General features: G+C 48.0%; 20 protein-coding genes and 1 other RNA gene. 13 read left to right on the forward strand and 8 right to left on the reverse strand.

Translation table 11 applies throughout. The features are described from left to right. Nucleotides 1-119 precede the first annotated feature (119 nt). From FRZ59_RS13515 to rnpB, 5 genes are all read left to right on the forward strand, one after another. A complete protein-coding gene (locus FRZ59_RS13515; RefSeq protein ID WP_132128971.1) occupies nucleotides 120-1,529 on the forward strand; it encodes a phosphohexomutase domain-containing protein in 1,410 nt (469 codons plus the stop codon). Between the two features lie 12 nt (nucleotides 1,530-1,541). Next, a complete protein-coding gene (locus FRZ59_RS13520; RefSeq protein ID WP_132128972.1) occupies nucleotides 1,542-1,988 on the forward strand; it encodes a hypothetical protein in 447 nt (148 codons plus the stop codon). After that, on the forward strand, nucleotides 1,985-2,602 hold the full coding sequence (locus tag FRZ59_RS13525) for an SCO family protein (protein ID WP_132128973.1): 618 nt from the start codon (nucleotides 1,985-1,987) through the stop codon (nucleotides 2,600-2,602). The genes FRZ59_RS13520 and FRZ59_RS13525 overlap by 4 nt, the downstream gene beginning before the upstream one ends. After that, complete coding sequence (locus tag FRZ59_RS13530) at nucleotides 2,599-3,066, forward strand: c-type cytochrome (protein WP_132128974.1); 468 nt, start codon at nucleotides 2,599-2,601, stop codon at nucleotides 3,064-3,066. Before FRZ59_RS13525 ends, FRZ59_RS13530 begins: the two co-directional genes overlap by 4 nt. Nucleotides 3,067-3,153: 87 nt before the next feature. Next, nucleotides 3,154-3,570, forward strand: an RNA gene (gene rnpB / locus FRZ59_RS13535) — RNase P RNA component class A. Here rnpB and FRZ59_RS13540 read toward each other — a convergent pair. Next, a complete protein-coding gene (locus tag FRZ59_RS13540; RefSeq protein ID WP_207910263.1) occupies nucleotides 3,569-4,525 on the reverse strand; it encodes a nucleoside hydrolase in 957 nt (318 codons plus the stop codon). The two genes, rnpB and FRZ59_RS13540, sit on opposite strands and share 2 nt — an antisense overlap. Nucleotides 4,526-4,753: 228 nt before the next feature. Here FRZ59_RS13540 and lepA point away from each other — a divergent pair, with 228 nt between their 5' ends. From lepA to FRZ59_RS13560, 4 genes are all read left to right on the forward strand, one after another. Next, nucleotides 4,754-6,541, forward strand: a complete 1,788-nt coding sequence (gene lepA / locus FRZ59_RS13545) for a translation elongation factor 4 (RefSeq protein WP_132128975.1) — start codon at nucleotides 4,754-4,756, stop codon at nucleotides 6,539-6,541. A 232-nt stretch (nucleotides 6,542-6,773) separates the two neighbouring features. Beyond that, on the forward strand, nucleotides 6,774-7,658 hold the full coding sequence (locus FRZ59_RS13550) for a bifunctional 5,10-methylenetetrahydrofolate dehydrogenase/5,10-methenyltetrahydrofolate cyclohydrolase (protein ID WP_132128976.1): 885 nt from the start codon (nucleotides 6,774-6,776) through the stop codon (nucleotides 7,656-7,658). A 139-nt stretch (nucleotides 7,659-7,797) separates the two neighbouring features. Further along, nucleotides 7,798-8,379 (forward strand): 7-carboxy-7-deazaguanine synthase QueE, encoded by a 582-nt coding sequence (locus FRZ59_RS13555; protein ID WP_132128998.1) that lies wholly within the window; start codon nucleotides 7,798-7,800, stop codon nucleotides 8,377-8,379. Between the two features lie 199 nt (nucleotides 8,380-8,578). Further along, a complete protein-coding gene (locus FRZ59_RS13560; RefSeq protein ID WP_132128977.1) occupies nucleotides 8,579-10,468 on the forward strand; it encodes an OmpA family protein in 1,890 nt (629 codons plus the stop codon). Nucleotides 10,469-10,485: 17 nt separating this feature from the next. On the opposite strand, the gene kdsA is transcribed toward FRZ59_RS13560, so the two are convergent. After that, a complete protein-coding gene (gene kdsA / locus FRZ59_RS13565) occupies nucleotides 10,486-11,307 on the reverse strand; it encodes a 3-deoxy-8-phosphooctulonate synthase (RefSeq protein WP_132128978.1) in 822 nt (273 codons plus the stop codon). A gap of 187 nt (nucleotides 11,308-11,494) precedes the next feature. Next, nucleotides 11,495-13,687, reverse strand: coding sequence for a DNA helicase RecQ (recQ, locus tag FRZ59_RS13570; RefSeq protein ID WP_132128979.1), 2,193 nt, complete (start codon nucleotides 13,685-13,687; stop codon nucleotides 11,495-11,497). A gap of 105 nt (nucleotides 13,688-13,792) precedes the next feature. Between recQ and FRZ59_RS13575 the strand changes: the two genes are divergently transcribed. Then, nucleotides 13,793-14,746, forward strand: a complete 954-nt coding sequence (locus FRZ59_RS13575) for a KpsF/GutQ family sugar-phosphate isomerase (RefSeq protein ID WP_132128980.1) — start codon at nucleotides 13,793-13,795, stop codon at nucleotides 14,744-14,746. After that, complete coding sequence (locus FRZ59_RS13580; RefSeq protein WP_317127728.1) at nucleotides 14,743-15,828, forward strand: mannose-1-phosphate guanylyltransferase; 1,086 nt, start codon at nucleotides 14,743-14,745, stop codon at nucleotides 15,826-15,828. Before FRZ59_RS13575 ends, FRZ59_RS13580 begins: the two co-directional genes overlap by 4 nt. An 8-nt stretch (nucleotides 15,829-15,836) precedes the next feature. On the opposite strand, the gene FRZ59_RS13585 is transcribed toward FRZ59_RS13580, so the two are convergent. Continuing rightward, entirely contained in the window at nucleotides 15,837-16,775 is a 939-nt protein-coding gene (locus tag FRZ59_RS13585; protein ID WP_132128981.1) for a hydrogen peroxide-inducible genes activator, read from the reverse strand. 103 nt (nucleotides 16,776-16,878) lie between these two features. Here FRZ59_RS13585 and FRZ59_RS13590 point away from each other — a divergent pair, with 103 nt between their 5' ends. Further along, nucleotides 16,879-18,363 carry a catalase gene (locus tag FRZ59_RS13590; RefSeq protein ID WP_132128982.1) on the forward strand — a complete coding sequence of 495 codons (1,485 nt, stop codon included), beginning with the start codon at nucleotides 16,879-16,881 and terminating at the stop codon, nucleotides 18,361-18,363. A 715-nt stretch (nucleotides 18,364-19,078) separates the two neighbouring features. On the opposite strand, the gene FRZ59_RS13595 is transcribed toward FRZ59_RS13590, so the two are convergent. The 3 genes from FRZ59_RS13595 to rlmB form a co-directional block, all read right to left on the reverse strand. Beyond that, nucleotides 19,079-19,945, reverse strand: coding sequence for an IS3 family transposase (locus tag FRZ59_RS13595; protein WP_147698340.1), 867 nt, complete (start codon nucleotides 19,943-19,945; stop codon nucleotides 19,079-19,081). Beyond that, nucleotides 19,942-20,217, reverse strand: a complete 276-nt coding sequence (locus FRZ59_RS13600) for a transposase (RefSeq protein ID WP_132130832.1) — start codon at nucleotides 20,215-20,217, stop codon at nucleotides 19,942-19,944. Before FRZ59_RS13600 ends, FRZ59_RS13595 begins: the two co-directional genes overlap by 4 nt. 364 nt (nucleotides 20,218-20,581) lie before the next feature. Continuing rightward, nucleotides 20,582-21,346, reverse strand: coding sequence for a 23S rRNA (guanosine(2251)-2'-O)-methyltransferase RlmB (gene rlmB / locus FRZ59_RS13605; RefSeq protein WP_132128378.1), 765 nt, complete (start codon nucleotides 21,344-21,346; stop codon nucleotides 20,582-20,584). Between the two features lie 365 nt (nucleotides 21,347-21,711). Here rlmB and dnaB point away from each other — a divergent pair, with 365 nt between their 5' ends. Then, nucleotides 21,712-23,247: a replicative DNA helicase gene (gene dnaB, locus FRZ59_RS13610; RefSeq protein WP_225975065.1), complete on the forward strand. Its 1,536-nt coding sequence runs from the start codon at nucleotides 21,712-21,714 to the stop codon at nucleotides 23,245-23,247. Between the two features lie 4 nt (nucleotides 23,248-23,251). Here the strand turns inward: dnaB and FRZ59_RS13615 are convergent, their stop codons facing one another. Then, entirely contained in the window at nucleotides 23,252-23,686 is a 435-nt protein-coding gene (locus FRZ59_RS13615) for a DoxX family protein (protein WP_132128380.1), read from the reverse strand. Nucleotides 23,687-23,721 lie beyond the last annotated feature (35 nt).

Raw genomic sequence — 23,721 nt, forward strand, 5'->3', positions numbered from 1 at the left:
CTTTTAGCCAAAGCCATGCCATATTTCCCGCATATTTATACATTCTTATACAGAATGTTCCTAAATTTGGCAGGTGTACCAATAGGTAATATCTTTGGCTTCCTCATTAACCCTTTTATATGACTAAAATCAAATTTGGTACCGATGGATGGCGTGCAATCATCGCTGACGAATTCACGGTAGAAAACGTTCAGCGGGTTGCCTATGCAACTGCCTTATGGTTAAAAGACAATGCTTCCGCGCCTGCTGCCGTGGTGGGCAACGATTGCCGGTTTGCCGGGAAGCTTTTTTCCGCAACCGTGGCCCGGGTCTTTGCCAGCCAGGGAATTAAAGTTTTCCTGGCGGGAAATGAATTTGTTTCCACTCCCATGGTTTCCCTTGGAACGGTAAAACTGGAAACGGATCTTGGAATTATTATTACTGCAAGCCATAACCCTCCCTCCTACAACGGATTTAAGATCAAGGCGAATTACGGCGGGCCCGCAACCCCGGATATTATCGACTCGGTGGAAAGCAGGATACCCGAAAGCGTCTCACTGGAATTAAATTCGCTTGAGGAATACCAACAGGAAGGATTAATAGAAGAAGTTGACCTGGAAACGCTTTATTGTGACCATATCCAAAGCAGTTTTGACCTGGAAGCGATCCGTGGATCAGGCCTTAAGCTCGCCTACGATGCCATGTACGGAGCCGGGCAAAATGTGATGCGGCGGCTGTTCCCGGAAATAACTTTTCTGCATGCAGAGAACAATCCCGGGTTTGACGGACAGGCACCTGAGCCGATTCACAAAAATCTTTCGGAACTCTCTGAAATGATCAAACTGAGCGGCAATATTGATTCGGCCCTTGCTACAGACGGGGATGCCGACCGCATCGGGTTTTACAACGGAAAGGGCGAATTCGTCGATTCCCACCATATCATCCTGCTCCTTATTCAATACCTTCATAAATATCAGGGGCTTAGCGGCGAGGTAGTCACTACTTTTTCCTGTACCGGTAAAATCGCGGCCCTTTGCAGCAAGTATAATCTGCCCCATACCATCACCAAGATAGGCTTCAAATATATTTGTGACCTCATGGTAAATTCGGGGAAATCCTACCTCGTAGGCGGGGAAGAATCCGGAGGCATTGCCGTTTCAGGATACCTTCCGGAAAGGGACGGAATATGGATTGGCCTGACCTTATGGGAATACATGGCTAAAACGGGCCGCTCCCTGGACGACCTGATTGACGACCTGTATGCGGAAGTGGGATCGTTTGCCGTGGAACGTTATGATCTTCACGTGAGCGAAGCACTAAAGCAGCAGATCATTGAAAACTGCCGTTCGGGGAAATACACCGCTTTCGGAAAATACGGCGTCATTCGTACCGAAGACATGGATGGGTATAAATTCCATTTCAGTGACGACAGCTGGGTCATGATCCGCCCGTCGGGCACCGAACCTGTTTTGCGCGTTTACGCCGAAGCCGCCAGCTCAGATGAAGCCTTTTCCGTCCTGGATGCAACAAAAGCAGTACTATTGGGTTAATAAATTGAAATAATGAAGATACTCTATAAGGCCCTACTTTTAGCAGCCGTGGCTTTCCTGGCAGGCTGCCAGCCCGGCACGAACGAAGCAGATGCGCTGAAAAGCGAAGTGATCAAGGTGCATGACCGGATCATGCCCCGTAACTCGGAACTGCTGGCAGCAAAAAGAGATCTTATTAAAGTTATTTCTTCCCTGGACAGCTTAAAACAGGCAAAACCGGAAACGGATACGGCCTCTATTCATCAGCAAGCCGATTCCCTCCTGCAATCCCTCGACGCCGCCGACAAGGCTATGTCTGACTGGATGTATGCGTTTAAAACCGATTATTCGGAAATGGGCCAGCAGCAGGTGATGGATTACTTAGAAGCGGAAAAGACCCGGATCACCGGCATAGAAGAAGCTTACGAAGCAAGTATCGGCGGAGCCCGGTCCTTGCTGGATAGTATCGACAAGAAATGAGAATATTCGTCATTTTGGCAGGAATCGCCCTTTTGTGCGGTTGTTCCTCCGGAAAAGATAAAAAGCTGCCTATCCTGGGGAGACAGGAGATCAGCGGAAACGATACACTGTATCAGCGCATCGCGGATTTCCGGTTTATGAACCAGGACAGCGCCTGGATCAGCAACGAAACGTTTGCCGGCAAAGCTTATGTGGCGGATTTCTTCTTCACCTCCTGTCCCAGCATTTGCCCGATCATGAAAAAACAAATGCTGCGGGTATATAAAACCTTCAAGGGGAATTCCGGCATCAGCTTTCTCTCCCATACTATTGATCCCCGCCATGATTCGGTTCCGGTATTACATGAATATGCGGCTGATCTGGGGGTTAGCAGCGATCAATGGCACTTTGTAACCGGCACGCGGGATAGTGTTTATTCCCTGGCAGAAAAAAGCTACATGGTTGCCACCCTGGAAGACGAAACCGCCCCGGGCGGATTCATTCACGGCGGTCATTTTATCCTGGTAGACAAAAACCGTCATATTCGCGGCATTTATGACGGCACTTCCGAAGAGTCCGTTGATCAGCTTATTAAAGATATTCCCCTGCTTTTAAATGAAGGAACGGCTGAATGATGCGAAGCCTGCTCATACTGGCAGCAATTCTTTGCCTGTTTGGCGCCTGCGATAATAAGCAGGAACTTAAAAAAAAGAAATATATCGCCGAAGGAATGGTGCTGTACCGGAATCATTGCCAGAACTGCCACCAGACAAATGGAACAGGCTTTGAAAAGCTTATTCCTCCCCTTACCGACACGCTGTACCTGCGCCTGAACAGGGACAGGCTCGCCTGTATTATCCGTTACGGTATGGATGAGGCCATTACCATTAACGGCCAGGTTTACAATCAGCCAATGGTGCCCAATGAAAAGCTGACCGACATGGAAATCGCCGAAATACTCACCTATATCACCAATGCTTTCGGCAACAGCCAGGAGATGTTCACCATCCGGGAAGTCCGTCTGGCGTTGCAATCCTGCGGCGAAGCCGGTGTAGAGAGCGAAGCCGGTATAGAGAGCAACGCTGGTATCCAGCCTTAACCCCGCACAAGAAATCCGCACAAGGTCAGTTGCTTGGGCGTACGCCTGAATATGCGTATCTTTGTAGTTCGTGCTGTTAATACGAAACTAGCAAAAAGGCTTGTCGCTCCCGTTTTCGCGGGGGAGGAAAGTCCGGGCAACACAGAGCATCCTGCTTCCTAACGGGAAGGGTCCCTGTACCGAAGCTCCGGTTCATCCCGGCTTCAGCAGGGATACAGCAAGTGCCACAGAAAACAGGTAGCCTTGCCTGACGTCGCTTGCGGCGCCGGCGGGTCATAGTGAAAACGCGGGGTAAGAGCCCACGGCTTCCTGCAGCAATGCAGGATGCAGGTAAACCTCAGGAGTTGAAAGGCCAAATAAACCGGGGCTAGAGGGCTGCTCGCCCGATCCCTGTGGGTAGGCTGATGGACCGTTCCAGCGATGGAACGGCTAGATAAATGACAAGCAGTTCCCCGCCTCTGGCATGGGAATGAACAGAACCCGGCTTACTCTTTTGCTTTTTTTATTTTTCCAGGTTTCGCGGGTTTATTAATTCAATGAATCTGTCTTTGACCGCGACGGCCTGCCGGCTGTTCATCAGCAGATAGCGGTGCTTCCCATCCGGATCTTCCCTGAAATGGGTAAAACTGTTTTCATCTACTGAAACGGTGCCCGGAGGGCTCAGGTCAAAATAACCTTCGCTGCCTTCTACGGCATATAATACCGACGTAAGATCCCAGGTGGGGCGGTCATAAGGCATTTCAAGATAGCTTTCATAAGCAAGCACCAGCGGGTGCGGAGGCTCCGCAGGAAAGTCATTCTCTATACTGGAAGCAGGGTAAAGTACTTGTTCTCCCACTTCAAAAGGACTTACAATAATTTTCCCGGGCCAGGAGGCGAAAACTTCCCGTGCGGCTGCAGGGTCCTTCACGACATTGTATTCCACCTGCTTTTCCTTCCGGAAATTCCCCGCCATTATGCTCAGCAGTTTCACTTTCCGGGCAACCAGCTCGCGCCCGTTCAGCGTAGAATACTTATCGGGCGGCGAAGCCAGCAGACGGTCCAGGTTAGTGGAAAAACCAACAGAAATAATGGTGACCGAACTATCCGGCTGTTCTGACAGGATCTTACGGTACAGTTCTACCGAACCCGGCACTTTTGCATAATTCTCCACGCTTCGTTTAAAAACAGGTTTTCCATCAACCGCGTATTCGCTGACAACCTGCGTATAATTCTTTGCATCGCCTTCGGAATCCGCTCCCCCGATCACGTTTCCCAGGGGGATACGCGGGTAACCATACCAGGTGTTCATCAGGTCCAGGAACTGCACAGAATAAGGGCTGTTCTTATTGGTGCTTATTCCCAGTAATTCTATTTTGCCCCGATCCGCATATTTATAGAGCATGTCCAGCGCCAGGGCATCGTCGATGTCATTACCCATATCTGTTTCGAAAATAACCTTGAGCGGAAGATCTTTCATTGCATTCCTGCTTTGTTGCTGCTGTTTGTAATTTGCGCAGCTATTCAACAACCCTATTATTACCGGGAGGCAGAAGGCTGCCATTCGTGTCATTTTCATATTTATCAGCCAGTTCAATTCATGCGCCGGAGCCCGCCGGGACTTGTGCATGCGGTATTTTTCAAAAATAGACGATTTTGAAACAAATCCGCATAAAAACTGTATTTTTGCACCTATTTTGCAACGTGCATGAAGAATATTCGCAATTTTTGTATCATCGCCCATATAGATCATGGGAAAAGTACGCTCGCCGACCGCCTGCTGCAGATCACCCATACCATCAGCGAAAGGGAAAGGCAGGAACAGCAGCTGGATGACATGGATCTGGAACGGGAACGCGGGATCACCATAAAGAGCCACGCTATCCAGATGAAATACCAGCTAGATGGAGAGGACTATACCCTTAACCTGATCGATACTCCCGGCCATGTGGACTTTTCCTACGAGGTATCCCGCTCTATTGCGGCCTGTGAAGGCGCGCTGCTTATCGTAGACGCAACCCAGGGCATACAGGCACAAACAATTTCCAACCTTTACCTGGCGCTGGAACATGACCTGGAGATCATTCCTATTCTGAATAAAATGGATCTGCCTGGCGCCATGCCGGAAGAAGTAAAAGACCAGATCATTGACCTTATAGGCTGTAAGGCGGAAGATATTATTCCTGCCAGCGGGAAAACGGGAATGGGCGTCCCCGAGATCCTGAAAGCCATTATTGATCGCATCCCCCCTCCCGAAGGCAATCCGAAAGCACCTCTGCAGGCGATGATCTTCGATTCCATTTTCAATTCCTTCCGCGGTATTATTGCGTATTACAAAGTTGCGAACGGGGAGATCAGAAAAGGCGACCGCGTGAAATTCGTAAATACGGGGCGGGAGTATATTGCCGAAGAAGTGGGTGTCCTTCGTTTGCAGCGACAGCCTAAAGACGTGCTGGCAGCCGGAGAAGTGGGCTATATAATTTCAGGGATAAAAGACGCGCGGGAAGTCAAGGTAGGTGATACGATTACACAGGTATTGAATCCCTGCTCGGAAGCCATTAAAGGGTTTGAAGTCGTTAAGCCAATGGTGTTTGCCGGTATCTACCCGGTGGATACCGAAGACTACGAAGAACTCAGGGACGCAATGGATAAGCTTCAGCTAAACGACGCTTCCCTGGTATTTGAACCGGAATCCTCTGCCGCGCTCGGCTTTGGTTTCCGCTGCGGTTTTCTGGGTATGCTGCATATGGACATAGTCCAGGAAAGGCTTGAACGTGAGTTCGACATGACCGTGATCACTACGGTTCCCAACGTTTCTTACAAGGCATATTCCACGCGGGGCGACCTAACGGTGGTAAACAATCCCGCGGACCTTCCCGATGTGAACAAACTCGACTTCGTGGAAGAGCCTTTTATTAAGGCCAGCGTAATCACCAAATCGGAGTACATTGGCCCCATCATGACACTTTGCATTGCCAAAAGGGGCATTGTGGTGAATCAGCATTACCTGACCGCCGATCGCGTCGAGCTGATCTTTGAAATGCCGCTGGCTGAAATCGTATTTGATTTCTATGATAAACTGAAAACAATTTCCAAGGGATATGCGTCCTTTGACTATCACCCTATTGGCTACCGGCAGTCGAGCCTGGTAAAGCTGGACATCCGGCTGAACGGGGAACCGGTAGACGCACTCTCGTCCCTGATCCATCGCGACAGGGCTTATGATTTTGGCAAGAAGATCTGCGAAAAGCTAAAGGAGCTGCTGCCCCGCCAGCAATTCGAAATTGTGATACAGGCTTCCATCGGCGCCAAAGTAATCGCAAGGGAAACAGTAAGAGCCCTGCGGAAAGATGTCACCGCAAAGTGTTACGGCGGCGATATTTCCCGTAAACGTAAATTGCTGGAGAAACAGAAAAAAGGCAAAAAGCGCATGCGGCAGGTAGGCAACGTAGAGATCCCTCAATCAGCCTTCATGGCCGTATTGAAACTGGATTAAGAAAGGCGATCGAAAAGCAACGTTAAACTTTGAACCGTTGCGAAGCAACGTTAAACTTGAAACTTGAAACTTAAAACTTTAAACCGTTGCGAAGCAACCTTAAACTTTAAACTTTGAACCATTGCGAAGCAACGTTAAACTTGAAACTTTAAACTTTAAACTTTAAACTTTAAACTTTAAACTTTAAACTTTAAACTTTAAACCGTTGCGAAGCAACGTTAAACCGGAAAAAATGGGAATCCTCGACGGAAAAAAGGCGGCTGAATATTACAAGGAAGAAATTGCCCGGGAAGCCGCGGAATTTACGCGGCGAACCGGGAAAAAGCCTTACCTGGTCACTATACTGGTAGGCAATAACGGAGCAAGCGAAACCTATGTGGCCAGCAAGCTTCGGAATAGCGAAAAAGTAGGATTCAACGCTTCCCTGGTTCGCTTCGAGGATACAGTAACGGAGGAAGCCCTCCTCGGGAAAATTGATGAGCTGAATGCCAGCGAAGAAGTGGATGGCATTCTGGTACAGCTTCCCCTGCCGGCGCATATTGAAGAAAAAAAAGTGATCATGCGCATCAGCCCCCTTAAGGACGTGGACGGTTTTCATCCCGAAAGCCTTGGCAAAATGCTGATTGGCCTGCCCACCTTCCTTCCGGCTACGCCTTACGGCATCATGGAACTACTGGACTATTATAAAGTGGAAACTGAAGGCAAGCATTGTGTGGTAATGGGACGGAGCAATATCGTGGGAACGCCAATCAGCCTGCTGCTTTCAAGGCAGGGAAATCCCGGGAACTGTACCGTGACAATCACACATAGCCGCACTAAAGACCTGGAAACGATCACCCGCCAGGCGGATATACTCATCGTAGCGGTCGGAAGGCCGGAATTCGTGACAGCGGATATGGTAACGGAAGGCGCCGTGGTCATAGACGTGGGAATCCACCGCATCGCAGATAAAAACCGTAAAAGCGGTTACCGGCTCGTGGGAGATGTTAAATTTGATGAAGTTGCCCCCAAATGCGGCGGCATATCTCCCGTTCCCGGGGGCGTGGGCCTGATGACCATCGTAGGATTGCTAAAAAACACCCTTGAAGCAGCAAAGCGAAGAACCCTTCCCTCCTGAATTTGTTAACTCTTAAAGCTTTGGCAGCAATTGCAGAAGCACTTAAATGCTGAACGTGGATCTTGAACGGACTTCCATAAATCAACAAGTTACAGCTCCCCCTAAGGAGGTTCCTGCAGACGGCTCTTTCCTGCCGCTGATGGAAGAATTCTATACCATCCAGGGAGAAGGCTATAATACAGGGAAAGCGGCCTATTTCATCCGCCTCGGAGGCTGCGACGTAGGCTGCCACTGGTGTGACGTGAAAGAATCCTGGGATGCTGCCCTTCACCCCCTGACCGCGGCTGATACGATCGTTGCCAACGCCGCCCGGCACCCGGCCCGGGCCGTTGTGATAACCGGCGGCGAACCGCTGCTGTACAACCTTGATTATCTTTGTAATGAACTCCGGAAAAAAGGCATAAAGACCTTTATTGAAACTTCCGGCGCCTACCCGCTGAGCGGAAGCTGGGATTGGATCTGCCTTTCCCCTAAGAAATTCAAAAAACCCGTGCCGGAGATACTGAGCCTGGCCAACGAATTGAAAGTGATCGTATTCAATAAAAGCGATTTCGGATGGGCCGAAGAACATGCTTCACATGTTTCGTCACTCTGCAAGTTATACCTTCAGCCCGAATGGAGTAAAGCTGAAGAAACAACCCCGCTTATCATTGATTATGTGAAGGAAAATCCCCGCTGGCAAATTTCCCTCCAGACCCATAAATTCATGAACATTCCCTAGTGCTGCGATCACTAAATTGGTATACTTAAGCCGCCCTTATTTTTGTTCATGGCAATGCAAAAAAATGTGCGCATAGTGGTGCTATGTAAACATTTTTTTGCGCAGGCAGGGGCAAAAATAAGCAGGTTTGGAGTGTACGAATTTAGTGACCGCAGCACTATTTACCGGCTGGCTTTCCGAAAAACACTATCTTTAGGCTATGAAGCGCCTTCTTCTTCTATTTTGCGTAAGTTTTACTTTTTTTCATACCCTGGCTCAATCCACTAACAGCAAAAAAGCGCTGCAGGCCTATGAAACAGCGCAGCAGCATATCGGAGGCAAGGAGTATACGCAGGCGCTTAACGAGCTTTATAAAGCTATCCAGGAAGACCCGGGGTTCATAGAAGCTTACCAGGTTTTAGGAGATATTTTTCGTATACAGGAGAATCATGTCAATGCGGTTACCAATTACCGGAAAGTGCTTGAGATCAAGCCGGATTTTTCCGCCCGGACCAGGTACGGCCTGGGGGTTTCCCTTTTCCACCTGGAAAAGTACGCCGAAGCCAAAGAACAATTGAAAAAATTCCTTCAGGACGGCAATCCCGGCAGCCAGGAACTAGCCCGGGTAAAAAAATATATTGCTAACTGCGGTTTCGCTGAAACAGCCATAAAGTCGCCGGTGGCCTTTGAACCTGTCAACCTGGGCGAAACCGTCAATTCAATCCATGACGAATATCTTCCCGCCATTACCGTAGATGGCAGCACCCTGGTATTTACGCGAAAAACTCAGCAGGGAGAAGACTTTTATACCAGCTCCCGGTCAGACAGTACCTGGTCCCGGGCCGTTTTCCTGAGCGAGGTGATCAATACCCCGGTGTACAACGAAGGCGCTGAAGCCCTCTCAGCCGATGGCCGGACCATTTATTTCACCATATGCGCCAAACCCGGAGGAATGGGAAGCTGCGATATTTATTACTCCCGTTTCAACGGCAGTCAATGGTCGGCACCGCTCAATCTTGGCCATCCTGTAAATTCACCCGCCTGGGAGTCCCAGCCTTCCCTCTCCCCAGACGGGAGAACGCTGTATTTTGCCAGCAACCGTGCCGGCACGCTCGGCGGCATTGACCTCTGGAAAAGCGTCCTCCAGGAAGACGGTAGCTGGAGTAAACCGGTTAATCTTGGCCCTCATATAAATACTCCCTGGGAGGAACAATCGCCCTTTATTCATCCCGACAACAAAACCCTGTACTTTACTTCCGAAGGCTGGCCGGGCATGGGCGGAAAAGATATTTTCTTCAGCCGGAAAAAGGACGGCGAATGGCAAAAGGCCGAAAACATCGGCTATCCTATTAACACCGTAAAAGACGAAAGCAGCCTGATCATCAGCGCCGGCGGCAAAACTGCTTATTTTGCCTCCAACAGCCTTAAAGGGCTTGGAGCTTATGATCTTTACACCTTTGAAATGCCTCCGGAGGCGCGCCCGGGTTTCGTATCCTATGTAAAAGGCCTGATCTATGATGAAGCAACGAATGCGAAACTTTCGGCGCGCGTGCAGCTCATTAATACCGCGAATAAGGAGATTGTGTTTGAATCCGGCAGCAACGAACTCACTGGAGAATTCCTGGCGAGCCTCCCGGCCGGCAATAATTACGCTTTTAACGTCTCCAAGCCGGGTTACCTTTTTTACTCAGGGAGCTTTTTCCTCGAAGACCTGAGCGCTTCGGACCCTTTCCGGCTCGATGTACCGCTGAAAAAAATCGCCAAAGGCGAAAAGATCGTCCTTCAGAACGTTTTTTTTGAAACGGATTCTTATAAGCTGAAGCCAGAATCTTATGCCGAACTTGACAAGATCATCGAATTCATGAAGCAGAATCCCCGCGTAGTTATAGAGCTGTCAGGCCATACAGATGATGTGGGAACCGGTGAGCATAACCAGCAACTCTCCGAAAACAGGGCCAAAGCGGCCTATGCATACCTTGTCCGGGGCATTCTCCAGCCTGAACGTTTTGTCTACAAAGGTTACGGGGAAAGCCAGCCGCTGGCCGAAAACACGACTGAAGAAGGCCGGGCCAAAAACCGGCGGACGGAACTAAAGATCGTTTCTGAGTAATTCGTGCGTTCGGCAGGTTAATCCCTCGCCTGCAGAGCCCTGCGAATACGTACCAGTTTTTCCAGTAAGCCTTCCAGGAGATCTAGGTGAAGCATATTGGCACCATCAGATTTTGCATTTGCAGGGTCGAAATGAGTCTCTATAAAAAGCCCGTCCGCCCCTACGGCGATCGCTGCGCTGGCAATCGTGTCTATCAAAGCAGGGCGCCCGCCGGTTACGCCGCTCTCCTGATTGGGCTGCTGCAAAGAATGCGTGCAATCCATTACGACAGGCACGTTAAAACCTTTCATTTCAACCAGCCCGCGGTAATCCACGATCAGATCCTGGTAGCCGAACATCGTACCGCGATCAGTAAGGATCACATTCGGGTTGCCTGATTCCGTAACTTTGGTAACCGCATGCTTCATGGCCCCGGCGGAAAGGAACTGGCCTTTTTTTATATTCACAAATTTGCCGGTCTCCGCGGCAGCAACAAGAAGATTGGTTTGCCTGCAAAGGAAAGCCGGTATCTGAAGTACATCCACATATTCGGCCGCCATCGCCGCTTCTCCCGGCTCGTGAATATCAGTAAGGGTCGGCAGATCGAATTCCGCAGATACTTTCCCTAACACCTTCAATGCCTTTTCATCACCAATGCCGGCGAAAGAATCCAGCCTCGAGCGATTGGCCTTACGGTAAGAACCTTTGAAAATATAAGGAATATTCAGCCGGTCAGTAATCGTAGTTATCCGTTCGGCAATCCGGAGAGCCATTTCCTCCCCCTCTATGGCGCAAGGCCCCGCTATCAGGAAAAAATTATTGGAATCACTAAACTTTATATGCGGAAGCTGACTAATCATAAACCTCTTTAAACCATGAACTTCAAACCAAAAACTTTAAACAGTTGCGAAGCAACAAACCCGTTGCAAAGCCTTTTCTAAAAACTATAAACCAAAAACCAAAAACTATAAACCAAAAACTATAAACTTTAAACCTTAAACCTTAAACCTTAAACAGTTGCGAAGCAACAAAACCGTTGCGAAGCAACTAATTTCCAAATTCAGAAAGAAACTTTATCCGGAGCAATTGAAGTTCCTCGCGGGAATAGTCTGTTTCCCCCAACTCGTTCAGCGCGGCTTCGATAGAGTCGGCTTCCGCAGAACGGAAATAATCGTAAACCTCATCCTGCCGATCCTCCTCGATTATGTCGTCAATATAATAATCAAGGTTCAGCCTTGTCCCGGATGAAACGATCGTTTCTATTTCATGAAGGATCTCCTGGTAGCTAAGCCCTTTGGAATCGGCGATATCTTCAAGCGGGATCTTGCGGTCAATATTCTGAATGATAAATATCTTATTACCTGATTTATTGGCTGTTGAGCGTACCGTCAGGTCCTGGGCGCGGTCTATTTCATTTTCTTCGACATAATTCTTTATCAGCTCAATAAAAGGTCCGCCGTAGCGCATGGCCTTCCCCGCGCCAACTCCGGAAATATGTTTCATTTCCTCCATTGATACCGGGTAATGTGTGGCCATATCTTCCAGTGACGGGTCCTGGAAAATAACAAAGGGAGGAAGATTACGCTGCCTGGCTATTTTTTTCCGGAGTTCCTTTAACGCCCCCAGCAATACCTCATCCAAAGCGCCGCCCGGTCCGTTATGATCGCTGCTGTCTCGGGCCTGGTCAATATCCATGTCCTTATTCATTACGAATTTAATAGAATAAGGCGCACCAATATAAGACGTACCGAATTTTGACAGTTTAAGCAGCCCGTAATTGTCCACATCGCGGATCAGGAAATTATTCAGCACCGCCTGCCTCAGCACGGATTTCCAGGTCAATTCCCCTTGTTCCCTGCCTTTTCCAAATTCCGGAAGCTTGTTATGCTGGTATTTTATGGTCTGGGGCGTATCTACTCCCACCAATATTTTTACAAGATGGTCTTCGTCGAAATTTTCTTCCAGCTTCTTGATCAGCTTAAGTACGGTCAGTAATTCTTGTTCGGCCTCGAATTTTTCACCCGGATGACGGCAGTTGTCACACATATTATTGCATGCCGCTTCGTTATAGCTTTCGCCGAAATAGTGTAAGATCTGCTTGCGCCGGCAAACCGCCGATTCGGCATAATTCACTACTTCTTTTAGTATCTGGGTGCCGATCTCCCGTTCGGAAACCGGCTTATCCTTCATGAATTTCGCCAGTTTATCAATGTCCTTCTCGTCGTAAAAGGCAATACAATGGCCTTCTCCCCCATCGCGTCCCGCACGCCCTGTTTCCTGGTAATAGCCCTCCATACTTTTGGGCATATCATAATGGATCACGAAACGAACGTCCGGCTTATCTATCCCCATCCCAAAGGCAATGGTAGCGACGATAACCTCCACTTCTTCCATAAGGAATTTATCCTGGGTGGCGGCCCGCATCTTTGCGTCCAGCCCAGCGTGGTATGGCAAGGCCCTGATCCCGTTCACATTCAGGGTTTCGGCCACCTCTTCCACCTTTTTCCGGCTAAGGCAATATATAATGCCGGACTTGCCCTGCATGCCCTTGATATATTTAATGATCTCTTTGTTCGGGTTTTTCTTTGGCCGGACCTCGTAATAAAGGTTATTGCGATTGAAAGAAGACTTAAAAATAGTGGCGTCCTGCATTTGCAGGTTCTTCAGAATGTCCTGCTGTACTTTTGGCGTAGCCGTAGCGGTCAACGCAATAATGGGCGTATTTTCTCCCAGTTGCGAGATCACACTTCTGATCTTCCGGTATTCCGGGCGGAAGTCATGCCCCCATTCCGAGATACAGTGCGCTTCGTCCACCGCGACGAAAGAAATTCCCGCCTTGTTCAGGAAATCAATATTTTCCGGCTTGGACAGGGACTCGGGAGCCACATACAGCAGCTTGGTCTTCCCTTCCACCACATCTTTTTTCACCTGGAGGATCTCGCCCTTATTAAGCGAGGAATTCAGAAAATGGGCAATGCTGTCATCGCTTCCATAGGCTCTAACCTGGTCTACCTGGTTTTTCATCAGCGCGATCAGCGGGGAGATCACGATAGCCGTCCCGTCGCTCATCAAAGCAGGAAGCTGGTAACACATGGACTTTCCACCTCCCGTGGGCATGATCACGAACGTATCATTCCCGGATAATATATTGGTGATGATTGCTTCCTGATCGCCTTTAAATTTATCAAATCCAAAAAAACTATTCAGGTTGTCGAATAACGACCTTTTTACCTCTGACATTCCTACAAGAAATTAAAAAAAACAGAAAACTGACGCGCGGATTGGAAAAATCGCACAAATCTATATTAAAATTAACATATTTTTGTAAAAAAACAATATTGACCATTGCATATCCTTGAATCAGCCAGGCGCACCCTACAGATAGAATCGGAAGCGATCCTGAAACTCAGCCAACTCCTAAACAATGATTTCGAAAAAATTGTTTCCCTGCTTCTTCATTTGAAGGGAAGGGTAATCGTTACCGGGGTCGGAAAAAGCGCCATCATTGCTCAAAAGATCGTCGCTACGTTTAATTCTACCGGCACGCCTGCCATCTTCATGCATGCCGCGGACGCTATACACGGCGACCTTGGCATTATCCAGGAGGCCGATGCCGTACTCTGTATATCCAAAAGCGGTAACACCCCTGAAATAAAAGTACTGGTACCTTTGCTAAAACGAGGTGGCAACCTGCTTATTGCCATGGTAGGCGAACTGAATTCCTTTCTTGCCAGGGAGGCGGACTACATCTTAAACACATCGGTTGACCAGGAGGCCTGTCCACATAACCTGGCCCCTACTACCAGTACTACCGCACAGCTTGCGATGGGCGACGCGCTGGCTATCTGCCTGTTGGAACAGCGTAACTTTGGCCCGGGGGATTTTGCCCATTACCATCCCGGGGGCGCGCTTGGAAAAAAACTTTACCTCAAAGTAGGCGACATTGCAAAAAACAATGAAAAGCCCAGCGTAGCTGCTTCCGGCAGTATCAGGGAAGTGATTATGGAGATATCTTCTAAAAGGCTGGGTATGGTGGCGGTAATGGAAAACGGCGAACTGGCCGGGATCATTACGGACGGAGATCTGCGGCGCATGATGGAAAAAACCACCGACCTTTCCGTCCTGAAAGCAAGGGACATTATGAGCCTGCACCCTAAAACCATTGATTGGAACGAAATGGCCGTAAAAGCCGTTGAAATAATAAAAAAACACAGCATCTCGGCATTGCTTGTAACCAAAGAAGGAAAGTATGCCGGGGTGGTTCATTTTCATGACTTAATTAAAGAGGGAATTATATGATGAATAAAAACTTTTATGCCGTGATCATGGCCGGCGGGATAGGAAGCAGATTCTGGCCGGTTAGCCGGCAAAACCGGCCAAAACAGTTTATTGACATCCTTGGCGCGGGAAAAACGCTTATCCAACTTACGTATGAGCGCTTCTCAAAGATATGCCCTCCTGAAAACATTTATATCGTTACCAACGAATCCTACCGGGATACCGTCCGGGAACAACTTCCGGACATACAAGACGAACAGGTATTATGCGAACCGATTATGCGGAATACAGCGCCCTGCATCGCCTTTGCCTGCTATAAAATAGCCCGTTTGAACCCCGATGCCGTCACAGTGATCGCCCCTTCAGATCATCTCATCCTGAAAGAAGATCTCTTTGGTGACTCCATAGAAAAAGCCATGACCACCGCCTTAGGGCAAAACGTACTTTTAACGCTGGGTATCGTACCCTCCCGGCCGGACACGGGATACGGCTATGTGCAGTATACCGAAAAGAAGCTGAATGAGCATTTTCATAAGGTAAAAACGTTTACTGAAAAACCTAACCTGGAACTGGCCCAAACATTTATCCGGAGCGGAGATTTCCTTTGGAACGCGGGCATCTTTATCTGGAATGTAAAAGCGTTGAAAGGCGCTTTTGAACGTTTCCTTCCGGAAATGCATGAGATATTCCAGGAAGGCGCACCTTATTTCAATACAAAAAAGGAAGCCGACTTCATTCGCACTGCCTATGCGCAATGTACCAATATTTCTATTGATTATGCGATCATGGAACGAGCCGACAATGTGTACGTAATGCCTGGTAATTTCGGCTGGAGCGACCTGGGCACCTGGGGCTCTCTCCACAGCGTAAAGGAAAAAGATGAACGCAGCAATGCCATTAACGGAAAACAGGTAATGACTTATGAAACTTCCGACTGCATGGTACACGTTCCTGAAAACAAACTGGTCATCCTCCAGGGAATGGAAAACTTTATTGTCGTTGATACCGGCGACGTCCTCATGATCTGTAAAAAATCAGCGGAACAACAGATCAAACAAATCGCCGGCGATGTCAGGCAAAAAGAAGGCGATAAGTTTAGCTAGGGCCCTTGCTATTTCCATTCGATCCGCTCGGAGCCGGCAGCTTCTTTCAGCGCGGGCGGTATATGGCTAAGGATTGATTGCCTCAGCAGGTCTATGATATATCGCTTAGCATGATTACGCTGGATAATCATGCTTATCTCTCTTACCGGGGAGCGGCCTTCCATGGGCCTGATAGCCCGTTTTCTCTCTTCGGGCCAGCCGTAAGTGGCCATTTCAGGCAGGAGCGTTATTTTCCCGGTCATGTCAGCTAGACGCGCCAGGAACTCCATAGAGCCATTCTGGTATTCCAGGCTGCCGGCCTCGTTTTTTGCGGGGCTTTTCCGGCAAAGATTCACTACCTGGCTGCGAAAACAGTGTCCTTCACCCAGCGTCCACAGATCCTGGGTTTCGAGTTCCGAAGACGAAATCCATTCGCGTTCGTACAAGGGGTGCGCAGCGGAAACATAGGCGACCACAGGTTCATAGTATAAAGGTATTTCCTGGACGACCGGCTCCTGAAGCGGCGTGGAAGCAATACCAGCATCGATAGAATCATTTGCCAGCCTTTTCAGGATCTCACCGGTGACAAGCTCCTCGATCACCAGGCTGACTTTCGGGTACTTTTCCAGGAAATCCGTGATAAACAGGGGTAAAAGGTAAGGAGCTACCGTGGGAATAATTCCTAATCGAAGTTCCCCGGAGACCTCTCCCCTGCTTTCTTTAATGATCTCCGGTATTTTTTGGAATTCGCGCAATACATTCCTAGCCTGTTCAATCACTTTCAGGCCTCTTTCCGTGGGGATCACAGGTTGTTTACTGCGATCAAACAGCTTTTCTCCCAGCTCTTCCTCCAGCTTTTGCAATTGCATACTAAGCGTAGGCTGGGACACGAAACACTTTTCCGCCGCTCTGGCGAAATTTCGATAGGTATCCACCGCAAGGATATATTCTAATTGGACGATTGTCATAGCTATAAAGCGATACAAACATAGACAAAATCTATCGAATCATAAATATTATCGATTTGATTTATTATGTGCTGCCGGCTAGATTTGGAAAAAATTCAAATTTATGACCGACAAGAAATTAACTACTGCATCCGGACGGCCGGTTGCCGATGATCAAAACTCGTTAACCGCAGGACCGCGAGGCCCCGTATTGATCGAGGACTATATTCTTCATGAAAAAATGGCCCATTTCAACCGGGAACGGATCCCGGAACGCATCGTACATGCCAAGGGCAGCGGCGCTTTCGGAAAATTCACCGTCACTCATGACCTGACTGCTTTTACGAAGGCAAAGCTTTTTTCGGAAGTCGGAAAGGAAACCAAAGTAATGGTCAGGTTTTCAACCGTCGGCGGAGAAAAAGGTTCGGCAGATACAGAACGCGACCCAAGGGGCTTTGCCGTTAAATTCTATACCGAAGACGGCAACTGGGACCTGGTGGGCAATAATACGCCTGTGTTCTTTATAAAGGATGCTTACAAATTCAGCGACTTTATTCATACACAGAAGCGGGATCCTAAAACCAATTGCAAAAACGCAGCGATGATGTGGGATTTCTGGTCACTTAACCCGGAAAGCCTGCACCAGGTGCTGATCGTGATGACCAACCGGGGAACTCCCTATAGCTACCGTCATATGCACGGTTTCAGCAGCCATACCCTTTCGTTTATTAACAGCAAAAATGAGCGCTTCTGGGTAAAATTCCACTTTATAACCCAGCAGGGGATCAAGAACTTTACCGATGATGAAGCGGCTGAAATGCGGGGAAAGGATCCGGATTTCGCTCAGCGCGACCTGGTAGAAGCCATCGAAAAAGGCGACTTCCCCCGCTGGGCGCTGAAAGTGCAGGTCATGCCGGAAAAAGACGCGGACACCTATGAAATAAACCCCTTTGATTTGACAAAGGTCTGGCCGCATGCCGATTACCCGCTGCAAGACCTGGGAATCATGGAACTTAACCAGGTACCTTCCAATTACTTTGCCTTCGTAGAACAAGCTGCCTTTGCTCCTGCCCATATCGTGGACGGAATCGGCTTTTCACCTGACAAAATGCTGCAGGGAAGAATACTGTCGTACCCCGATGCCCAGCGCTATCGCCTGGGTGTAAACTATGAACAGTTGCCGGTAAACCGTTGTCCTTACGCGGTAAACAACTATCAGCGGGATGGCTCCATGGCCCTCGGAGATAACGGAGGAGATGCTCCGAATTACTTTCCGAACAGCTTTGACAGCCCGGCCCCGGATCCATCCTATGCAGAACCTCCCCGCAAGCTTAGCGAATCAATGATAGATCGTTACGATCGCAATGCGCCGGGCGAAAACGATCACTACACGCAGCCTGGCAATTTATTCCGCCTGCTGAGCGAAGAAGAAAAACGCCATACCATTCACAATATCGTTGCTTCCATGAAGGGTATCACCGGCCCCAGGCGCGAAGAGATCATTAACCGTCAGCTTTGCCATTTCTTCCGCGCCGACTTAACGCTTGGAACCGGCGTCGCACGGGGCCTCGAAATTTCGATTGATTTGGGTCGGTTTGCTACCGTTTGAAGTTTTTAGTTTTTAGTTCAAGGTTTAATGTTCAAAGTTCAAGGTTTAATGTCCCTTTGCAACGGTTTATAGTTTGTAGTTGCAGTTTATAGTTTAAAGTTCAAGGTTCAAAGTTGTTATAGGTTGCCTTGCAACGGTATTATAGTTTAAGGTTTAAGGTTCAAGGTTTCGTTGTAAATCGGCCGCTAACCATATGATTGATTTATAACACTTTACGGTTAATAATATAAAGTTATGGTGCAGATGTTTAATATCCGGGCTCAGAGGTTCGGGAAACTGCTTGAGGCCTACTAACGAAGCTTTGAATTTAAGCTTTCTTTAATGCTAAGATCAAAGAATACTGCGATTTTTAACCTATTTCAGCCTAAAAAACTAAAAACTTCAAACAACAAACTGTAAACGTTACGCTCCCGCCTAAAAGTTTGAACTTTGAAACTTTAAATACGTTCCGGCCTAAAAACTTTAAACCTTGAACTTTAAACCTTGAACTTTAAACGTTGAACAATAAACGTTGAACTTTGAAACTTCAAACACGTTCTATAATTCCCCCCGATGTTTAGACAGTATTTTGTAAAAATAAATAAGCTTCTTTGTTGTAGTTGTGGTGTGGGCTTGTGGTAAACTCAGTTGAGTTTTCCACAAATCCACGCCCTTTTTCTCTTTGCTTCTTTCTCTTTTTAATTTCCACCTTCTTGCTGTTGATAACCCTACCGGACTATGCCACTTGTTTTAGTGCTTGCCCGTAGACGGTCAACGGGACTTGGTCATCCAGGCTCTGATGTCGTCTCTGGGTATTATAATACTCAAAATAGACCTGTAGGCCTCGGTAGCATTCCAGTCCGTCGCTGGCCGGGAACAGGTATACGTGTTTGTACTTGACACTTCTCCACAGGCGTTCTATGAAAATATTGTCAATTGCCCGGCCTTTACCGTCCATACTGAGTTTGATTCCCCGTTCAGGATGGGTAACCCAATCACAGAACTCATAAGCGGTGAACTGGCTTCCCTGATCAGTATTGAGAATCTCCGGACAACCATGCCGGGCGATGGCTCCTTGTAGGGTCTGTTTACACCAATCCGCGCTCATGGCGTTGCTCAGCGACCAGCCTACCACATAGCGACTGTACAGATCAATAATGGCACATAGATACAGGTAGCCGCCCTGCACCGGAATATAGGTGATGTCCATGGCCCACGCCTGATTAGGGCGCACAATTTTGAGCCCCTTCAACAGGTATTTGTATACCCTATGTAAGGCCCCTTTTCCTTTTTTGGAGGTATTGGGCTTAGGGCCTGTGGCCGAGAGTCCCATCAGCCGGTAAAGTCGCTCAATGCGTTTAGGATTGATCTTATAGCCTTTGTCCTTCCTTAGCCAGGTGGTCATGCGAGGAACCCCAAGCCAGGGATGTAACAGGTATTCTTCATCAATCAGGCGCATAAGCTCCAGATTCAGCTCGCTTTCTCCCAAGGGCTTATAATAAAAACTGCTGCGAGGAACCTCAAGAAGCTCGCACTGACGGACAATACTCAACATTCCGGCCTTGTCAATATGTCGCTGACGTTGCTGTTTATCCTGGCTCATGACAAGGCTTTTTTTAAAAAATCAATCTCGACCTTTTGCTGGCCGATCACCTTCAAATAATGCTCTTCCTTCTCCTGGGCCTCGCTTTTGGCATCCTTTACTGGTTTGTCAAAAACGGCGCTGGCATTTTTCAAAAACTGAGTCTTCCAGGTAGTGATCTGCGTGGGATGGATCTCGTACTTGCGACCAAGCTCCTGAATCGTGTAACGCTCGCTCAAGGCCTCCATGACCACCTTGACTTTAAACTCCGAAGTAAACTTTCTCCTACTCATGATACAGTAAATTTAATCAAAATTCTAACTTAACTTACTGTCCGATTTTCGGGGGGAATTATATTCCGGCCTAAAAACTTTAAACCTTGAACTTTAAACGTTGAACTTTGAAACTTTAAACACGTTCCAGCCTAAAAACTTTAAACTAAAAACTTTAAACCTTGAACTTTAAACTTTGAACTATAAACGTTGAACTTTGAAACTTTAAACACGTTCCAGCCTAAAAACTTTAAACTAAAAACTTTAAACCTTGAACTTTAAACTTTGAACTTTGAAACTTTAAACACGCTTCGGCCTAAAAACTTTAAACTTTGAACTGTTGCGAAGCAACTTTAAGCTGTTGCGAAGCAACGTAAACCTTGAACTAAATTAAGCGCTGCCGAATGGTTTCATAGAGAATGACGCCGGCCGCTACTGCAACATTCAGGGAGGCAATGGTTCCTTTCATCGGGATTTTTACGGCATCATCGGCGAGCTTAAGGTATTCGCCTGAGATTCCGTCTTCTTCCGAGCCAAGGATAATTGCGGTTGGCGCCGTAAAATCCATTGCGGACGGATAGTTCTGGGATTTTTCCGTGCAGGCTACGACCTGGAGGCCGGATTCCCGGAGAAATACGATGCTATTTTTAAGGTTTCGTTCTCTGCATACAGGAATGCTCAGCAATGCACCTGCGGAAGTTTTAACGGCGTCTGCATTGACCTGGGCGGCCCCTTTGCGGGGGATCACAATGCCGTGTACGCCCAGGCATTCTGCGGACCGGCTGATTGCGCCGAAGTTGCGCACGTCTGTGATCCGGTCAAGTATAAGGATAAGGGGTACTTCTCCTCTTTCGTAAATAGCGGGGATCAGTTGTTCCAGCTTATGAAATTCAACAGGAGAGATGAAAGCCACTACGCCCTGGTGATTCTTATCTCCCAGGTAACGGAGTTTTTCCGGCGGAACGGTTTGGATTGTGAGGTCGTACTCCGATGCTATTTTCCGGAGGTCGCGGTAAAGACTTCCCGCGGTGCCCTTTTGTACGTATAAAGAGTCAATCTCTTTTCCCGATTCAATCGCTTCCATCACAGCCCGGATCCCGAAGATCCGCAAATTGCTCGTTTTTTTTTCCGTGCCAGAATTTCTTTTCATTCCGCAAAAATAGGAATTTGGAATTGCTCGATGCTGATTTATAATCAGTTAAAATATTAACAATTTAACCACCCTTTCTTTCGTGGATAAATGGTTTATTAACAGGCAGCGAGTTATTAACATCACCCGGGTTGTTAGTAAAATAATGCGTATTTTTACCTGCCAAAGCTGGTGTGGGAAAGTTATTAACAATTTATGAACATAGCATGTTGATGCGGGAGAGACCCCAGGTGATTGAGAATCAGCCTGTGTTTTCTAAAGATTAAATTAATGTTTATAAATATAAAAATTGGGGTTACCCGATTTGGATATATTTGTCCCTCCAAGCTAACAACAACCGAATAATGCAGGGCAATAAATCATACATGCGGGACGATCAACTTTCTTCCGAAAAACGTTTTTTAAAACCTCAGTCGGCAAGTGCGCAGTTGGGCAAACTTCCGCCTCAGGCCGTTGACCTGGAAGAAACGGTATTGGGCGCTATTATGATCGAAAAGGACGCGCTCACGAAGGTGATCGAATTCCTTAAGCCGGAAATGTTTTACAAGGACAGCCATCAAAAGATTTATGAGGCTATCCGTTATTTGTTCGACAAGACTCAGCCAATTGATATTCTGACGGTAACCCAGCGCCTGCGGCAAAGCGGGGAGCTGGATTTTGTGGGAGGAGCTTTTTATATAACCGAATTGACTAATCGGGTGGCCTCGGCTGCGAATATTGAATATCATGCCCGTATTGTTTCGGAAAAATATATTCAGCGTAAGCTCATCAGTATTTCCACGGAGATCATTAACAGCGCTTATGAAGAAACGAGCGATGTGTTTGAATTGCTTGATACGGCAGAAAAAAACCTCTTTTCAATTGCTGAAACGAACCTGAGGCGGAATTTTGATTCCATGTCGGGCCTGGTAAAACGATCCCTGGAACACCTGGAGGAAATGATGCAGCGGGAAGACGGCCTTACTGGTGTTCCCACCGGATTCAGCGGCCTTGACCGGATCACTTCCGGCTGGCAGAATTCCGACCTGGTTATTCTTGCTGCCCGCCCCGGTATGGGAAAAACTGCCTTTATACTTAGCGCGGTCCGAAACGCGGCGGTAGATTTTAAAAAGCCTGTGGCGGTTTTTTCGCTGGAAATGTCTTCCATCCAGCTGGTTAACCGTCTTATTTCTGGCGAAGCCGAATTGCCGCAGGATAAACTGCGTAAAGGAAACCTGGCGTCTTATGAATGGGAGCAGCTGCATGCCAAGATCGGGAAACTGGTAGAAGCGCCCATCTTTATTGACGATACGCCCGCCCTGAGCATTTTTGAACTGCGCGCTAAATGCCGGAGGATGAAAGCGCAGCATAATATTGAACTGGTGGTCGTAGATTATCTCCAGCTTATGAAAGGTTCGATGGATAATAACCGTACCGGAAACCGCGAACAGGAGATCAGCTCCATTTCCAGGGGCCTGAAAGCAATTGCAAAGGAACTGGAGGTACCGGTAATCGCGTTGTCCCAGCTGAGCCGTGAGGTGGAAAAGCGGGGAGGTAACCGGCGCCCCATCCTGTCCGACCTCCGGGAATCGGGTTCCATTGAGCAGGATGCGGATATGGTGATCTTTATCAATCGCCCGGAATATTACGGGCTTACTGAGAATGAAGAGGGAATGCCTACGCAGGGCCTGGCGGAGATCATCATCGCCAAACACCGTAATGGTGAAGTTACTGATGTAAACCTGAGGTATATCAACAAATACGTAAAGTTCACCGACTGGGAGGAACATTACGTAACCGACAACAGTTATGGCCCGCTTTCAGGCATCTCGCCTTCAGCTACCTTTGATTCCCAGTCTCCGGGCACCATTATCCTGCCTTCCAAGATGGACGATATAGATGATGATGAGGTTCCTTTTTAATATCTTACCTGTCTTTGTGCGTCTTGAACCATTGGTCCAGGGAAAGCGGGCCGGAGCCTGCTACCAGGAACAGGATCAGTAGCAGTAACACCAGGATAGAAAGCCATAATTCCGAATTAACGGCAGAAAGGCCCCGTGTTATATTTACAAAAAATACGGCCCCGATTAAAATAGGGATCTGGACCGCCGCGGCCAGTCGGGTAAGCAAGCCAAAAAATATAAGCACCCCTCCTACCAAATGGGCAAACGCCACGTAATGAATGCTCATCCAGCCCATGAATCCAAACCTGCTTTCCATCACCGCTTGAACAGCATCACTGTTGTTAAGAAAGTAAATGCCTTTCATCAGGATAATGACTCCAAGAAAAATACGTACAAAGTCCAGCCAAACGGGATGATGAGTATCGCCCCATAGCTCCAGTTTATGGATCATGTTCATGGGAACTCCTTTCTGATTTTACCTTTTTCAGGCAC

Source organism: Anseongella ginsenosidimutans (assembly GCF_008033235.1).
GTDB classification, from domain to species: Bacteria; Bacteroidota; Bacteroidia; order Sphingobacteriales; family Sphingobacteriaceae; genus Anseongella; species Anseongella ginsenosidimutans.

Excerpts from the sequence above, each read along its gene's own strand:
- FRZ59_RS13515 (WP_132128971.1), top strand. The coding sequence starts at position 120 with ATGACTAAAATCAAATTTGGTACCGATGGATGGCGTGCAATCATCGCT.
- FRZ59_RS13520 (WP_132128972.1), top strand. The coding sequence starts at position 1,542 with ATGAAGATACTCTATAAGGCCCTACTTTTAGCAGCCGTGGCTTTCCTG.
- FRZ59_RS13525 (WP_132128973.1), top strand. The coding sequence starts at position 1,985 with ATGAGAATATTCGTCATTTTGGCAGGAATCGCCCTTTTGTGCGGTTGT.
- FRZ59_RS13530 (WP_132128974.1), top strand. The coding sequence starts at position 2,599 with ATGATGCGAAGCCTGCTCATACTGGCAGCAATTCTTTGCCTGTTTGGC.
- FRZ59_RS13540 (WP_207910263.1), bottom strand. The coding sequence starts at position 4,525 with ATGAAAGATCTTCCGCTCAAGGTTATTTTCGAAACAGATATGGGTAAT.
- lepA (WP_132128975.1), top strand. The coding sequence starts at position 4,754 with ATGAAGAATATTCGCAATTTTTGTATCATCGCCCATATAGATCATGGG.
- FRZ59_RS13550 (WP_132128976.1), top strand. The coding sequence starts at position 6,774 with ATGGGAATCCTCGACGGAAAAAAGGCGGCTGAATATTACAAGGAAGAA.
- FRZ59_RS13555 (WP_132128998.1), top strand. The coding sequence starts at position 7,798 with ATGGAAGAATTCTATACCATCCAGGGAGAAGGCTATAATACAGGGAAA.
- FRZ59_RS13560 (WP_132128977.1), top strand. The coding sequence starts at position 8,579 with ATGAAGCGCCTTCTTCTTCTATTTTGCGTAAGTTTTACTTTTTTTCAT.
- kdsA (WP_132128978.1), bottom strand. The coding sequence starts at position 11,307 with ATGATTAGTCAGCTTCCGCATATAAAGTTTAGTGATTCCAATAATTTT.
- recQ (WP_132128979.1), bottom strand. The coding sequence starts at position 13,687 with ATGTCAGAGGTAAAAAGGTCGTTATTCGACAACCTGAATAGTTTTTTT.
- FRZ59_RS13580 (WP_317127728.1), top strand. The coding sequence starts at position 14,743 with ATGATGAATAAAAACTTTTATGCCGTGATCATGGCCGGCGGGATAGGA.
- FRZ59_RS13585 (WP_132128981.1), bottom strand. The coding sequence starts at position 16,775 with ATGACAATCGTCCAATTAGAATATATCCTTGCGGTGGATACCTATCGA.
- FRZ59_RS13590 (WP_132128982.1), top strand. The coding sequence starts at position 16,879 with ATGACCGACAAGAAATTAACTACTGCATCCGGACGGCCGGTTGCCGAT.
- FRZ59_RS13595 (WP_147698340.1), bottom strand. The coding sequence starts at position 19,945 with ATGAGCCAGGATAAACAGCAACGTCAGCGACATATTGACAAGGCCGGA.
- FRZ59_RS13600 (WP_132130832.1), bottom strand. The coding sequence starts at position 20,217 with ATGAGTAGGAGAAAGTTTACTTCGGAGTTTAAAGTCAAGGTGGTCATG.
- rlmB (WP_132128378.1), bottom strand. The coding sequence starts at position 21,346 with ATGAAAAGAAATTCTGGCACGGAAAAAAAAACGAGCAATTTGCGGATC.
- dnaB (WP_225975065.1), top strand. The coding sequence starts at position 21,712 with ATGCGGGACGATCAACTTTCTTCCGAAAAACGTTTTTTAAAACCTCAG.
- FRZ59_RS13615 (WP_132128380.1), bottom strand. The coding sequence starts at position 23,686 with ATGAACATGATCCATAAACTGGAGCTATGGGGCGATACTCATCATCCC.